Consider the following 13,902-nt stretch of genomic DNA (forward strand, 5'->3'; position numbering starts at 1 on the left):
CCAGGACCCCATCTACAACGCGGTTCCCGAGGCGGCCCGTGAACGCATGATCGCCACCTTCGACTACGACGCCACCCGCCCCGACTGGGCGCTTGGTTTCCGCTTCGACATCGTCCTGCGCGGCGCGTCCGCAACCCCCTTCGAGGAGGCCTGAGCATGATCGACACCGGCAATCCCGACGCCCCGCGGTACCCCGTGTTCAGCCGTGCGCAGGACGAGGTCCCGACCGGGCTGACCCCGTCGCAGACGGTCGGGCCGTACGTCCACATCGGGCTGCACCCCGGCTGGGAGGACGCCTGGCAGGCCGCCCCCGAGGGTACCGGCGCCGTCGAGATCACCCTGATCGCCTACGACGGCGGCGGCACCCCCATCGCCGACGCGATGTTCGAGACGTGGCAGGCCGACGCTGCCGGGCACCTCGGCGACTCCGACCCGCGCGGACCACAGCCGGTCAGCCCGGCGGGGTTCCGCCACCTGGCCCGGGCGTTCGCGGGCGACGACGGCTTCACCACCATCCGGACCGTCAAACCGGGGGCGCTGCCCGGACAGGCCCCGCACATCAACGTCGGGGTGTTCGCGCGCGGCACCCTCGACCGGCTCTTCACACGGATCTACTTTCCCGAGGACACCGACGCCCACGGCGCCGACCCGGTGCTGGCGCAGGTCTCCGAAGCCGACCGGCACCGGCTCATCGCGGCCCGTACCGACGCCGGCTACCGCGTCGAGATCCGGGTGCAGGACGCGGGTTCGGGCGAGACGCCGTTCTTCACGCTGTAACCGGGCCCGCCCTGATAGAACCGAACCCGACAGCCGTCACCGACCGTGCGAAGGAGTCCCGTGTCCGGAACCCGAGGTGAACTCTTCGATCCGATCTTCGGGGCGTCCGGTGCGGCCGCCGTGCTCGACGACGCGTCGTGGGTGGATGCCCTGCTGACCGTCGAGGCCGCGCTCGCGCGGGCGCAGGCCGCGGTGGGGGTGATCCCGCAGGGCTCGGCCACCCGTATCGACACGGTGATCACTGTCCTGCGCGAGGCCGGTGATCCGCGCCTGACCCCGGCCGCGCTCGGCGCGGCGGCGATGGCCGGCGGCAACCCGGTGATCCCGCTGGTCGGGGTGCTGCGGTCGGCGCTGGCCGCGTTGCACCCGGACGTGCCGCCCGCGCACGTGCATCGCGGCGCCACCAGCCAGGACATCCTCGACACCGCCCTCGTGCTGCTGCTGCGCCGCGCGGGCACACTGCTCGTGACCGACCTGACGCGCGCCGAACGGGCGTGCGCCGACCTGGCCCGCACCCACCGCGACACCCCGATGGTGGCGCGGACGCTCGGCCAGCAGGCATTGCCCACCACGTTCGGGGCGGTCGCGGCGTCGTGGCTGTCGGGGCTGCGCCGCACCCGCGCCGAGGTGTCGCGGCAGGTGTCGGCGCTGCCGGTGCAGTTCGGCGGGGCCGCGGGCACCCTGGCCGCGCTCGCCCCGCACGGCTTCGACGTGGCCGACGCCCTCGCCGACGAACTCGGGCTACCGCGCGCGCTCGTGCCCTGGCACACCGATCGCACCCCGCTGGGGCTGCTTGCCGGTGCCGTCGGCGCGGCGGCAGGGGAGATCGGCAAGATCGCCGGCGATGTGGTGTGGCTGGCGGCCACCGAGATCGGGGAGGTCACCGAGGCCGCCTCGGGCGGGTCGTCGGCGATGCCGCACAAACAGAATCCGGTGGCCGCGATCACCGCCCGCGCCGGGGCCCGTCGCGTACCGGCGCTGGTGGCGTCGGTGCTGGCGTCGATGGAGCAGGAACACCAGCGCGCCGCAGGCCCCTGGCACGCCGAATGGGAACCGCTCACCGACCTGCTGCGCACCGCGGCGGGCGCCGCCGCGCGCCTCGCCGACAGCCTCATCGACCTGCGGGTGCATCCCGACGCGATGGCACGCAATCTGCAGGTCACGCACGGCGCGCTGCTGGCCGAGCGGGTGGCTGTCGCCCTCGCCGAACACACCCCCGACGCCCGCGCGCGCGTCACCGCGGTCTGCGCCGCGGGACTCGACCTGGCCGACGCCGAGGCGATCACCGAGTTCCTGCCCGAGGCGACGGTGCGTGAACTGCTCGACCCGGCCGGCTATCTCGGCCATGCCGGTGGCATTGTCGACCGTGTGCTCTCGGCTCCCGACCCCGACGACCTCTGAGGAGAGACCGTGACCCCGATCCTGCCCGCCTATGACGTGACCGGCCCCGACGACGCACCTGTGGTGGTGCTGCTCGGCTCGCTCGGCTCCACCCGGGACATGTGGGGGCCGCAGGTGGCCGCGCTGTCGGCGTGGGCGCGGGTGGTCACCGTCGACCACCGCGGGCACGGCGGCTCGCCGGTTCCGGACGGCCCGTACACCGTCGGTGACCTCGCCGGTGACGTGCTGGCCGTGCTCGACGAACTCGGCGTCGACTCGGCGCACCTGGTCGGGCTGTCGCTCGGTGGTGCGGTCTCCCAGCACCTGGCCATCACCCGGCCCGAGCGGGTGCGGTCACTGACCCTGCTGTGCACCGCCGCCAAGTTCGGTGAGGCCGCGAGCTGGACCGAGAGGGCCGCGGCCGTGCGCGCCGACGGCACCGAGTCGATCGCCGACGCCGTCGTCGGCCGCTGGTTCACCGCCGGGCTCGCGGCCCGCGACACTGACCTGATCACCCGGCATCTGGCGATGGTGACCGGTACCCCCGATGAGGGCTACGCCGCCTGCTGCGAGGCCCTCGCGCTGTGGGATTCGCGCGCCGACCTGGGCCGGATCGTCGCCCCCACCCTGGTGATCGCGGGCGAGCAGGACCCGTCGACACCGCCGTCGGTGATGGCCGAACTCGCCGACGGGATCCAGGGTGCCCGGATGGTCGCCCTCGACCCGGCCGCGCACCTGGCCAATGTCGAACAGGCCGGCCGCGTGTGTGCCCTGCTGCGCGCCCACATCAACGTCCCCGACGGCTACCTGCCGGGCCGGGAGGCCGCCCACGCCGCGGGTGACGCGATGCGCCGCAGCGTGCTCGGCGACGCCCACGTCGACCGGTCGACGGCCACGATCACCGAGTTCACAGCCCCGTTCCAGGACTTCATCACCCGGACCGCATGGGGCGACATCTGGTGCCGGCCGGGCCTCGACCAGGAGCAGCGGCGCCTGCTGACCATCGCGATCCTCACCGCGGTGGGCAACGAACACGAACTCGACATGCACCTGCGGTCCGCCCTGCGCGCCGGGGTGTCAGCCGACACCATCGCCGAGGTGCTGCTGCACACGGCGGTGTACGCCGGCGTCCCCAACAGCAACCGTGCCTTCGCGCTGGGGCGGGCGGCGCTGGCCGACCTGGAAACGGACTAGCGTCAGCCGATGTCCTTCTTGAACGTGGTGACCCGGCCGATCACGGCCAGCACCACGATGTAGGCGATCATCATCGCCGCGCCCGCCGGGCGGGACAGCAGTTCGATGGCGGTGCCGCCGGTGTTGGCGTAGAAACTCGACCCGATGAGTGCGTCGGCGGAGGCTCCCGGCAGGAACTTGGCCACCGACTCCGTCGCGTCGAATTGGGCGAGGGCGACGCGGGCGATCGGCTCGACGAACTGGGTGAACGCCAGCAGCACGATGATCGCCGCGACCTGATTGGACAGCACCGAGCCGATCGACACACCCATCATCAGCCATAGCGCCATCACGATCACCGAGAACACGATCACCTTGATGGTCTCGGTCTCGCCGAGGAACGCGCCGTCGCCGCGCCAGGCCAGCACCGGCGCGGCGGTGAGCACCACGGTCGCGGTGGCGGCCACGCCATACACCAGACCCATCGGGATGCCCGCGAGCAGCTTGGCACCCAGCAGCACACTGCGCCGCGGCTCCACCAGCAGGGTGGCGGTGATGGTCTTGTGCCGGAACTCGGCGGTCACCGCGAGAGAACCGATGACCAGCGGGAACACGTAGCCGATGGGGGAGACGAGGGCGTAGATCGACCGGGCCAGCGCGGCACCGGTGAGCGTCGTGGCGTCGGCGTCGTCGTTGTCGACGGTCATCGAGAATGCCATCGCCAGACCCACGAAACCCAGGTAGGCGATCAGGCCGATCAGCAGGATCCACCACATGCGGGTGGAGGTGAACTTGCGGTACTCGGCCAGCAATGCGCTTTTCACTGTGCGACCCCCACCGGTGTGCCGGATCGGTCGGTGCCCCCCGACCGGTCGGTGCCTGCGGTCAACTGCAGGAACACCGTCTCCAGGTCGCCGCCGATGTCGGTGAGCTGGTGCAGCTCGATGCCCGCGGCGTACGCGGCGGACCCGATGGTGGCCGAGTCCACGTCGTCGATGCGGAACCCCGCGGGTCCCTCGGAGATGGGCCACCGCCGTTCCTCGGCCAGGGCGAGCAGCTTCTCGGGTGCGGGGGTGCGCACGCCCACCCCTTGCCGCGCAAGTCCTTCGAAGTCGGTGAGCGACGACGCGTGCAGCAGTCTGCCGCCGCCGATCACCACCACGTCATCGACGGTGCTGCGGACCTCGCCGAGAACATGACTGGACACCAGCACGGTGCGGCCCTGCGCGGCCAGCGACCGCAGCAGTTCGCGGATCCACACGATGCCCTGCGGGTCGAGGCCGTTGGTCGGTTCGTCGAGGATGATGATCTGGGGGTCGCCGAGCAGGGCTGCGGCCAGACCGAGACGCTGGCGCATACCCATCGAATAGCCGCCGACCCGCTTGGTGACGGCGTCGCTGAGTCCGACGAAGTCGAGGATCTCGCGGCAGCGGGCGTCGCCGACGCCGACCTGCGGGGCGAGCATCCGCAGGTGCCCGAGCCCGGTACGTCCCGGATGGAAGCTGGACGCCTCCAGCGCGGCGCCGACGACACCGGCGGGCCGGGGGATGGCCTCGTAGGGCCGGTCGCCGATGATTGCGCGTCCAGAGGTGGGCCGCATCAGGCCGAGCAGCATGCGCAGCGTGGTGGTCTTGCCCGACCCGTTGGGGCCGAGGAAGCCGGTGATCCGGCCCGTGGTGACGGTGAAGCTGAGATTGTCGACGGCGGTGAACGCGCCGAATCGTTTGGTGAGGTTCTCGACGGCTATGGCAGGGGGCTGCACGCGGTTCCTCTCGCCGATTTTGCGGTGCACAGTCCGTCTCCACCGTACTGTGCAAAAAAATCTTTCCCGAGGGGAATGTAATCGGACCGGAGTCCGTTTACAGTGAGTGAAGATCACGGACCGCGAGTCCGAATCACAACCCAGAAGGAGAACATCCCCCATGACCGTCACCGCTCCCATCCCCGCCGGCACCTGGACCATCGACCCCGTCCACTCGGAGATCGGCTTCTCCGTCAAGCACCTGATGGTCAGCAAGGTCAAGGGCACCTTTGATGTCTTCTCCGGCACCGTCACCGTCGCCGAGGACGGCACCCCGTCGGTGCAGGCCGAGATCGACGTCAACTCCATCAACACCCGCAACGAGCAGCGTGACGGCCACGTGAAGTCGGCCGACTTCTTCGACGCCGAGAAGTTCCCCAAGGCCACCTTCGTCTCCACCGACGTCGAGGCCGACGGCGACGATTACGTCCTCAAAGGCGACTTCACCCTCAAGGGTGTGACCAAGCCGGTCAGCCTGGAACTGGAGTTCAACGGGGTCAACCCCGGCATGGGCGCCGGTCCGGTCGCCGGTTTCGAGGCCAAGACCGTCCTGAGCCGCAAGGACTTCGGAGTCGACTTCGAGATGCCGCTTGAGGGCGGCGGCGTGGTCGTCGGCGACAAGATCACCATCACCCTGGCGATCGAGGCCGGACTCGGCGCCTGATCCGCGTTACCCCTGCTCGGCCGGTGGCTGCCTTCGGCGCCGCCGGCCGATCTGCGTCTCCCCGGGTGAATCCGCCCGCGTCGCGGTGATCGCATGGTGAGATCATCGTGGCGTAGGGCGCCACGCAACCCGGTGGGTTGCATGGATCACCGGGCGGTCCGGTGATTGGGTACGCTCCTACTACGGGTAGTCGTTTACCCCGGCACCGGCTACTGACAACGGGCACGCGAGGAGGGCGCATGGTGGCGCCGCGCTGGGCTGCCTCCAGGCGCCCGATGCAACGGTCGGCATTCGGCCGGCAGATCGCAGCCCTGCTCTGGAGCTCAGAACCCGTCGTCGACTGGGGCAGCCTCGACATCGCCACCCGCAACCGGCTGGCCAAGCGGGCCACGGTCATCTCCATCGTGGTCATCGTCCTCAGCAACGCCGCCATCAGTATCGAGACCTTCCTGCTGGTACAACTGGCGTTCAACGGCGGTGTGCTCACCTACGACACCACGATCGGCGCGTCCAATTTTCCGGCGATCGTCGCCGCTGTCCTCGTCGGCCTGGTGCTGAACGTGGTCTTCGGGCTGGCGATGCTGAGTCCGCAGGTGCGCTGGTTCCGCACGGGCTCGATCGCCGACCACGATCGGCGCAAGGCGGTCCAGCACGTTCCGTTCGGGCAGGTGCTGGCCACCGTCACGGCCTGGTTCTGCGCGGTCGGTGTGTACATCCTCGTCGCCGAACGCGTGACGGCGGACCGGATCATCGGGGTGACCGTCGCGTTCCTGCTGGCGGCGCTGTCGAGCGGGTCGCTGACCTTCCTGTTCGCCGAGCGTGCCCTGCGCCCGCTGGCCGTCGTCGCCCTGCACGACTATCCGGCCACCCACGCGATGCAGAGCGTGCGGGCCCGGCTGCTCGCCGCCTGGGCGGTCGGCTCGTCGGTGCCGCTGGTGGGTCTGATCATTCTCAACGTGGGCCGCGGCCTGGACATCCTGCCCCGCCCGCACGGCCGCATGGACTGGGCCACCGTGATCCTCGCGATCGTCGCCGTCACCGCGGGCAGCCGCGTGATCGCGCTGGTCGCCCGGTCCATTGCCGACCCGCTCATGGAACTGCGGCAGGCACTGTTCAAGGTCGACCAGGGCGAGTTCGACACCCGCGTCGCCGTCTACGACTCCTCCGAGATCGGTGTGCTGCAACACGGCTTCAACGACCTCGTCGAAGGGCTCGAGGAACGCGAACGTGTGCGCGACCTGTTCGCCCGGCACGTCGGCGACACCGTCGCCGAACGCGCCATGATCTCGGGCCGGGGCAGGTCGGGCACCAAGGCCGACGTCGGGGTGCTGTTCGTCGACATCCTCGGGTCGACGTCGATGGCCGAACACCAGGACCCGCGCGAGACCGCCGAGGTCCTCAACGCCTTCTTCACGATCGTCGACGAGGTGGTGACCCGGCACAACGGGCTGATCAACAAGTTCGAGGGCGACGCCGCGCTCGCCGTGTTCGGTGCGCCCGTCGAGCACCCCAATCCGGCCGCGGCGGCACTGGCCGCCGCCCGTGAGCTGGCCCGGCAGTTGCGTGGCGAACTGCCCATCCAGTGGGGGATCGGGGTGTGTTTCGGCACCACCTTCGCCGGCAATATCGGCTCCGAACGTCGCTACGAGTACACGGTGATCGGCGACCCGGTGAACGAGTGTGCCCGGCTGTCGGACCTGGCCAAGACCGTCAACGGCTCCGTCCTGGCCAACGCGGCGGCGGTGCACGCGTCCGAGGGCGAGGCCCGGCACTGGCGGTCGGTGGGCACCCGGGTGGTGCGCGGCCGCGAGGAACCCACCGAACTGTTCATGCCGGTCGAGTTCCTGCCGCACGATCCGCCGACGCTGTCGGAAATGCTGTCGTCGATTCTGCGTCCGGCGCGCCGTACCCTACGTATATGACTGAACCCTCGCGAAAGCCGTGGTCCGCCGACGACATTCCCGATCAGAGCGGCCGTACGGTGATCATCACCGGGGCCAACAGCGGTCTCGGTGCCGAGACCGCCAAGGCGCTGGCCCGCCACGGCGCGAAGGTGGTGCTCGCCTGCCGCAACACGGCCAAGGCCGACGACGTCGCGGCGGCGATCGGTGCCGCGGCCACTGTCCGCGAACTCGACCTGGCCGACCTCAACTCGGTGCGTGCCTTCGCCGACACCGTCGAGGGCGCCGACGTGCTGATCAACAACGCGGGCATCATGGCGGTCCCGCTGCGCCGCACCGCGCAGGGCTTCGAATCGCAGATGGGGACCAACCATCTCGGTCACTTCGCGCTCACCGCGCTGCTGCTGCCCAAGATCACCGACCGCGTCGTCACCCTGTCGTCGGGGATGCACCTGCTCGGCCGTATCAACCTGGGCGACCTCAACTGGGAACGACGGATCTACCGGCGCTGGCAGGCCTACGGCGACTCCAAGATGGCCAATCTGATGTTCGGGCTGGAACTGGCGAAACGCCTGAGCGACGCCGGTTCGGACAAGAAGTCGTTCATCGCCCACCCGGGTATCGCGTCGACGTCGCTGACGGGGCACACCGAGAGCATCTACGGGCCGCTCATGAAGCTCACCGTGCTGCCGATCGGCCAGTCGTCCGCCGACGGTGCCCTGCCGACCCTGCTGGCCGCCACCACCCCCGACGCCCCGTCCGGCACGTTCTTCGGCCCCAAGCAGTTGTTCGGTCTGCGTGGTGCCCCGGTCAAGTCCGGGTACGCGCCCCGCGCCAAGGACAAGGCCATCCGTGAGGGCCTGTGGCGCGAATCCGAACGCCTCACCGGCATCGATTTCACCGTGTAAGACGGTAATTCCACGTTCGTCTCACCACACGCCGAGGGGACGGAACTGGATGCTCATGCGGGGGCCCGCGCCGGGGGATTTGGGGACGGCGTGTTCCCAGGTGCGCTGGCAGCTGCCGCCCATCACCAGCAGGTCGCCCGAGGTGAGGGTGAACTTGAGCGACGCGCCGCCACCGGCAGGACGCAGCAGCAGGTGCCGGGGCGCACCGAGCGACACGATGGCCACCATCGTGTCGTGCGTGGCGCCCTTGCCGAACCGATCACCATGCCAGGCAACGGAATCCGAGCCGTCGCGGTAAAGGGCAAGGCCGGCGGTGGCGAAATCCTCGCCGAGTTCGTCGCGATAGTGGGCGCTCAGCGCGCCGATAGCCTCGTCGAGGAACGGGTGCGGCAGCCGCTCGTCGTGCTGGTAGTGCGCGACCAGCCGCGGCACGTCGACGACGCGGTCGTACATCCTGCGACGTTCCGCCCGCCACGGCACCGAGCCGCGCAGGTCGTCGAACAGTGCGTCGGCGCCAGTGATCCAGCCCGGACGCACCTCGACCCAGGCGCCGCCGGACAGCTCGCGGCGGGTGAGACCCGCGGTGAGAGAACGTAATCCGCTGTCGCTACCGAGTGCCGGAGCATCGGCGAAGAGCGAACCCTGGATGCCGGTGGCCATGGCACCACCGTAGCAGACCCATCGAAAATGTGTGCGAATTGCGGGATCGGTGCGTCGGTGTCAGTGGGGGCGCAGCTTGCGCAGGCGGTCGGCGGCCTCGGCGATGACATGTTCCTGCTTGGAGAAGGCGAAGCGCACGAGGTGGCGCCAGGAGTCGTGGTCGTCGACGAACGCACTCACCGGGACGGCGGCGACACCGACCGTGGCGGGCAGCTCACGGCAGAACTGCGCGGCGTCATCGAAACCGAGCGGGCGGGGGTCGGCGCAGATGAAATAGGTGGCCTCGCTGCGGTGCACCCCGAAACCGGCGTCGGTCAGGGCCGCGGCGAGCAGATCGCGCTGATGTTGCAGGCGCACGGCTGACTCGGTGACCCAGGTCATCTCGGTGTCCAGGGCGTGCGCGACGGCCGGCTGGAACGGCCCCGACCCCACATAGCTCATGAACTGCTTGGCCGCCCGCGCCGCCGCCACCAGTTCGGGTGGGCCGCTGATCCAGCCGACCTTCCAGCCGGTGCAGTTGAAGGTCTTGGCGGCGCTGGAGATCCGCAGGGTGCGTTCGCGCATTCCCGGGAACGTGGCCAGTGGACGATGCGTCCGGCCGTCGAACAGCAGGTGCTCGTACACCTCGTCGGTGACCGCGACGACATCGTGGTCGATGCACAGCCGGGCGATCTCGGCCAGGTCGTCGTCGGACAGCACGGTGCCCGTCGGATTGTGCGGCGAGTTCACCAGGATCACCGAGGTCGCCGGGGTGAACGCCGCGGCGAGGCGGTCGCGGTCGAGGCGGAAACCGTCGCCGTCCGGGACCAGTGGCACCGTGCGTCGGACGCCGCCCGCCATCGCGACCGTCGCCGCGTACGAGTCGTAATACGGCTCGACCATCACCACCTCGCGGCCCGGCTCCACCAGCCCGACGATCGCGCCGGCGATGGCCTCGGTGGCACCGACGGTGACAAGCACCTCGGTGTCCGGGTCGTAGTCGAGACCGTAATGCTCGCGCTGATGCCGGGCCACCGCCTGCCGCAGCGACGGCACCCCGATGCCGGGCGGGTACTGGTTCTGGCCGTCGTTGATCGCCTCGACCGCCGCGGCGAGCATCGACGCCGGTCCGTCGGTATCGGGGAAACCCTGCCCCAGGTTGATCGCGTCGTGCGCCACCGCCAGCGCCGACATCTCCGCGAAGATCGTCGTCGAGAAGGGGACGAGGCGTTCGACCATGCCGGCGCGGGGGTTGGTGCTCATGGTGTCAAGGCTAGAGGCCGGTAACATGAACGCACGTGACCACTCCACCGCCCAGCTACCCGGGACCGTACGATCCGCGGGGAACGCCGCAGCCCGGTGGCTATCCGGCGCCGGCAGGACAGCACGGAGCGTTTGGGCAGCCCCAGCCGTACGGTCAGCAGCCATATGGTCAGCCACAGTTCGAGCAGCCGCAGGGACAGCAGCCGTATGGGCAACAGCCCGGATACGGGCAGGCGTATCCGTATGGGCAGGCTCCGCAACAGCCCGGGTTCGGGCAGGTGCCCCCGTACGGTCAGGCTCCGGGATTCGGCGCTCCGTACCCGGCCCCACCGAAGAAGTCGCACAAAGGGCTGTGGATCACGCTCGGCATCGGTGTGGTGCTGGTGGCCGCGCTGCTCGGCGTCGCGGTGGTGGCCGCCACCAAGGACAAGGTGGCCGATTCCGGCGACGTCGCGATCGGGGACTGTCTGCGCGTCAGCGAGGCCGGTTCCGCGGTGAAGGCGAACGAGGTCAGTTGCGGTTCAACCGACTTTCACTTCGCCGTGGTCAGCAAGACCGAGGACCGTACTGCCTGCGGCGACTATTCGCAGTTGTGGTTCACCGGCCTGGGCGGCGACCGGGACGGCAAGGTGCTGTGCCTGGCGCCGATCATGCAGAAGGGGAGCTGCTACCAGTTCCCGACTGTCGAAACCGACACCGCACTCGCCGATTTCGACGACGCGCCGTGCGGTTCGGCACCGACGGTGACCGGTGCCCGGGTGCTGCGCGTGGAGACCAAGATGTCGTCGCGGCCGACCTGCGACAGCGGGCAGGCCCCGCTCTATCTGGCGAAGCCGACACCCGCGGGATACTGTTTGGCCGAAGTGACGGACGAGTGGCAGAGCTGATCGGTGAGGGCTAGGACGGGAATGCGGAAAAATACAGTGCTGACAAGGGTTTCGGCGGCGTGTGCGGCGCTCGCCGTGGTGGGATTCGCGTCCGCGTGCGGCAGTGGTGGCGACGACACCAAGGTCGGCAAGGCGGCCGACGCGAAGATCGGTGACTGTGTGACAGTCTCCGGCGGCGGTGACAAGGAGACCAAGGTCGACGTCGACAAGGCGTCGTGCGACTCTGCCGACAAGCTCACGTTCTACGCGGCCTCGGTGCTCAAAGAGGGCGAGAAGTGCGCCAGCGAGAACTACTCGATCCTCACCTTCGACGACAAGTCGCGGCTGTGCATCACGCCCAACTTCGTGAAGGACGGGTGCTACCAGATCCCGATGGGCAGCGGCATCCTCGCCGACTACCAGAAGGTCGCCTGCGACGCCGGCCCGAAGGACGGATCAGCGATCTTCAAGGCCACCACCCGCAGCGAAGGCACCCCGAACTGTGAGGGCAACCAGCTGCCCATCAGCTACGACAGCCCGATCAAGGTCGGCTACTGTTTGTTGAAACAGGGTCAGGCGTAGGTCGCCTGGGGTTGCCGACATCGTCGGCTTACCTGGTTTCGAGGCTCCTCGCCCAGCGGCTCGTCACACCTCAACCGGCTGGTGGTTGATTTGACGGCTACGTCCAGTGGGAAGGCCGACCACCTCGCCGGTCGAGGCCTCGAATCCCGGTGAGGCGTCCGGTGGGAAGGCCGACCACTTTGTCGGTTGAGGTGTGAGGTCGTCCAGCGACCGAGCCTCGAAACCCGGTGAGCCGATCATGTCGGCGACAACTACCCGATGGCGGGGCCGAGGAGGTCGTCGGCGTCGGTGATGCGGTAGGCGTAGCCCTGTTCGGCGAGGAAACGCTGGCGGTGGGCGGCGTAGTCGGCGTCGAGGGTGTCGCGGGAGACCACCGAGTAGAAGTGGGCCTGCCCGCCGTCCTTCTTGGGGCGCAGCAGCCGGCCGAGACGCTGCGCCTCCTCCTGGCGGGAGCCGAACGTGCCCGACACCTGCACCGCCACCGACGCCTCCGGCAGGTCGATGGAGAAGTTCGCGACCTTCGAGACCACGAGCGTGGAGATCTCGCCGGAGCGGAACCGGTCGAACAGGATCTCGCGTTCCTTGTTGCGGGTCGAACCCTGCACCACGGGGGCGTCGAGTTCGTGGCCGAGTTCTTCGAGCTGGTCGATGTAGGCACCGATGATCAGCGTCTGCGAACCCGGATGCTGGGCGAGGATCGCTTTGACGACGTTCACCTTGGTGTGCGCCGTCGAGCAGAGTTTGTACTTGGTGTCGTTCTCGGCGACCGCGTACTGCAGGCGCTCCTCGTCGGTGAGGGTGACGCGCACCTCGACGCAGTCGGCGGGTGCGATCCAGCCCTGCGCCTCGATGTCCTTCCACGGCGCGTCGTAGCGTTTGGGACCGATGAGGCTGAACACGTCGCCCTCGCGGCCGTCCTCTCGCACCAGGGTGGCGGTGAGTCCGAGGCGACGCCGCGATTGCAGGTCGGCGGTCATCCGGAACACCGGCGCGGGCAGCAGATGCACCTCGTCGTAGATGATCAGGCCCCAGTCTCGGGAGTCGAACAGGTCGAGATTCTTGTACTCGCCCTTCGATTTGCGGGTCATCACCTGATAGGTGGCGATGGTGACGGGCCGGATCTCCTTGCGCTCGCCCGAGTATTCGCCGATCTCGTCCTCGGTGAGCGAAGTGCGGGCGACCAGTTCGCGTTTCCACTGCCGGCCGGCGACGGTGTTGGTGACCAGGATCAGTGTTGTGGCACCGGCTTTCGCCATCGCCGCGGCACCGACCATCGTCTTGCCCGCGCCGCACGGCAGTACCACGACGCCGGACCCGCCCGCCCAGAACGAGTCGGCGGCCAGCTCCTGATAGTCACGCAGTTGCCAGTCGGTCTGGTCCAGCGCGATCGGGTGCGCCTCGCCGTCGACGTACCCGGCGAGATCCTCTGCGGGCCAACCGATCTTGAGCAGAACCTGCTTGAGCCGGCCCCGCTCGGACGGGTGCACGACGACGGTGTCGTCGTCGATCTGCGCGCCCAGCATCGGGGAGACCTTCTTGTTGCGCATCACCTCGACGAGCACTGCGCGATCCAGGCTCACCAGCGTCAGCCCGTGCGCCGGGTTCTTGACCAGCTGCAGTCGGCCGAAGCGGCCCATGGTGTCGATGACGTCCATCAGCAGCGGCTGTGGCACCGCGTACCGCGAATACTTCACCAGCGCGTCGACGACCTGCTCGGCGTCGTGACCGGCCGCCCGGGCGTTCCACAACGCCAGCGGTGTCACCCGATAGGTGTGCACATGCTCGGGGGCACGTTCGAGTTCGGCGAACGGCGCGATCGCCGCCCGCGCCGCACCCGCGTCGGGGTGATCCACCTCGAGCAGCAGCGTCTTGTCGGATTGCACGATCAGGGGTCCATCGGTCACCCGATCCATTGTCCAGATCCGCCGGTTGCCTGGCCACCGGGGGC

At 69.2% G+C, this 13,902-nt stretch carries 13 protein-coding genes and 1 pseudogene; 9 read left to right on the forward strand and 5 right to left on the reverse strand.

The window, feature by feature from the left end:
* The 4 genes and pseudogenes from GOAMR_RS25625 to pcaDC all read left to right on the forward strand — a co-directional run.
* Nucleotides 1–154 (forward strand): annotated as a pseudogene (locus GOAMR_RS25625) (protocatechuate 3,4-dioxygenase subunit beta); the annotation flags it as partial.
* A gap of 2 nt (nt 155–156) precedes the next feature.
* On the forward strand, nt 157–777 hold the full coding sequence (gene pcaG, locus GOAMR_RS14790) for a protocatechuate 3,4-dioxygenase subunit alpha (protein ID WP_005189349.1): 621 nt from the start codon (nt 157–159) through the stop codon (nt 775–777).
* Between the two features lie 60 nt (nt 778–837).
* Nucleotides 838–2,178, forward strand: a complete 1,341-nt coding sequence (pcaB, locus tag GOAMR_RS14795) for a 3-carboxy-cis,cis-muconate cycloisomerase (protein WP_005189352.1) — start codon at nt 838–840, stop codon at nt 2,176–2,178.
* A 9-nt stretch (nt 2,179–2,187) separates the two neighbouring features.
* A complete protein-coding gene (gene pcaDC / locus GOAMR_RS14800) occupies nt 2,188–3,351 on the forward strand; it encodes a bifunctional 3-oxoadipate enol-lactonase/4-carboxymuconolactone decarboxylase PcaDC (protein ID WP_005189355.1) in 1,164 nt (387 codons plus the stop codon).
* A 2-nt stretch (nt 3,352–3,353) separates the two neighbouring features.
* Here the strand turns inward: pcaDC and GOAMR_RS14805 are convergent, their stop codons facing one another.
* Complete coding sequence (locus GOAMR_RS14805) at nt 3,354–4,154, reverse strand: ABC transporter permease subunit (RefSeq protein ID WP_005189364.1); 801 nt, start codon at nt 4,152–4,154, stop codon at nt 3,354–3,356.
* Nucleotides 4,151–5,092, reverse strand: a complete 942-nt coding sequence (locus tag GOAMR_RS14810) for an ABC transporter ATP-binding protein (RefSeq protein ID WP_005189367.1) — start codon at nt 5,090–5,092, stop codon at nt 4,151–4,153. Before GOAMR_RS14810 ends, GOAMR_RS14805 begins: the two co-directional genes overlap by 4 nt.
* Nucleotides 5,093–5,252: 160 nt before the next feature.
* Between GOAMR_RS14810 and GOAMR_RS14815 the strand changes: the two genes are divergently transcribed.
* The 3 genes from GOAMR_RS14815 to GOAMR_RS14825 all read left to right on the forward strand — a co-directional run bounded on the left by GOAMR_RS14815 (nt 5,253) and on the right by GOAMR_RS14825 (nt 8,604).
* Nucleotides 5,253–5,795 carry a YceI family protein gene (locus GOAMR_RS14815; protein ID WP_005189377.1) on the forward strand — a complete coding sequence of 181 codons (543 nt, stop codon included), beginning with the start codon at nt 5,253–5,255 and terminating at the stop codon, nt 5,793–5,795.
* 239 nt (nt 5,796–6,034) lie between these two features.
* Nucleotides 6,035–7,717 (forward strand): adenylate/guanylate cyclase domain-containing protein, encoded by a 1,683-nt coding sequence (locus tag GOAMR_RS14820; RefSeq protein WP_005189380.1) that lies wholly within the window; start codon nt 6,035–6,037, stop codon nt 7,715–7,717.
* Nucleotides 7,714–8,604 carry an oxidoreductase gene (locus GOAMR_RS14825; protein WP_040515416.1) on the forward strand — a complete coding sequence of 297 codons (891 nt, stop codon included), beginning with the start codon at nt 7,714–7,716 and terminating at the stop codon, nt 8,602–8,604. The genes GOAMR_RS14820 and GOAMR_RS14825 overlap by 4 nt, the downstream gene beginning before the upstream one ends.
* Nucleotides 8,605–8,625: 21 nt before the next feature.
* On the opposite strand, the gene GOAMR_RS14830 is transcribed toward GOAMR_RS14825, so the two are convergent.
* Both GOAMR_RS14830 and GOAMR_RS14835 read right to left on the reverse strand, forming a co-directional pair.
* Nucleotides 8,626–9,264, reverse strand: coding sequence for an alpha-ketoglutarate-dependent dioxygenase AlkB (locus GOAMR_RS14830; protein WP_005189384.1), 639 nt, complete (start codon nt 9,262–9,264; stop codon nt 8,626–8,628).
* Nucleotides 9,265–9,324: 60 nt separating this feature from the next.
* Nucleotides 9,325–10,506: a pyridoxal phosphate-dependent aminotransferase gene (locus tag GOAMR_RS14835; protein ID WP_005189387.1), complete on the reverse strand. Its 1,182-nt coding sequence runs from the start codon at nt 10,504–10,506 to the stop codon at nt 9,325–9,327.
* A gap of 35 nt (nt 10,507–10,541) precedes the next feature.
* Here GOAMR_RS14835 and GOAMR_RS14840 point away from each other — a divergent pair, with 35 nt between their 5' ends.
* A complete protein-coding gene (locus GOAMR_RS14840) occupies nt 10,542–11,393 on the forward strand; it encodes an LppU/SCO3897 family protein (RefSeq protein WP_005189389.1) in 852 nt (283 codons plus the stop codon).
* Between the two features lie 21 nt (nt 11,394–11,414).
* Nucleotides 11,415–11,954 carry a hypothetical protein gene (locus GOAMR_RS14845; protein WP_244427424.1) on the forward strand — a complete coding sequence of 180 codons (540 nt, stop codon included), beginning with the start codon at nt 11,415–11,417 and terminating at the stop codon, nt 11,952–11,954.
* A 251-nt stretch (nt 11,955–12,205) separates the two neighbouring features.
* Here the strand turns inward: GOAMR_RS14845 and GOAMR_RS14850 are convergent, their stop codons facing one another.
* Entirely contained in the window at nt 12,206–13,858 is a 1,653-nt protein-coding gene (locus GOAMR_RS14850; RefSeq protein ID WP_005189395.1) for a DNA repair helicase XPB, read from the reverse strand.
* Nucleotides 13,859–13,902: the final 44 nt, after the last annotated feature.

The sequence above is a fragment of the Gordonia amarae NBRC 15530 genome (assembly GCF_000241345.1).
Taxonomy (GTDB): Bacteria; Actinomycetota; Actinomycetes; order Mycobacteriales; family Mycobacteriaceae; genus Gordonia; species Gordonia amarae.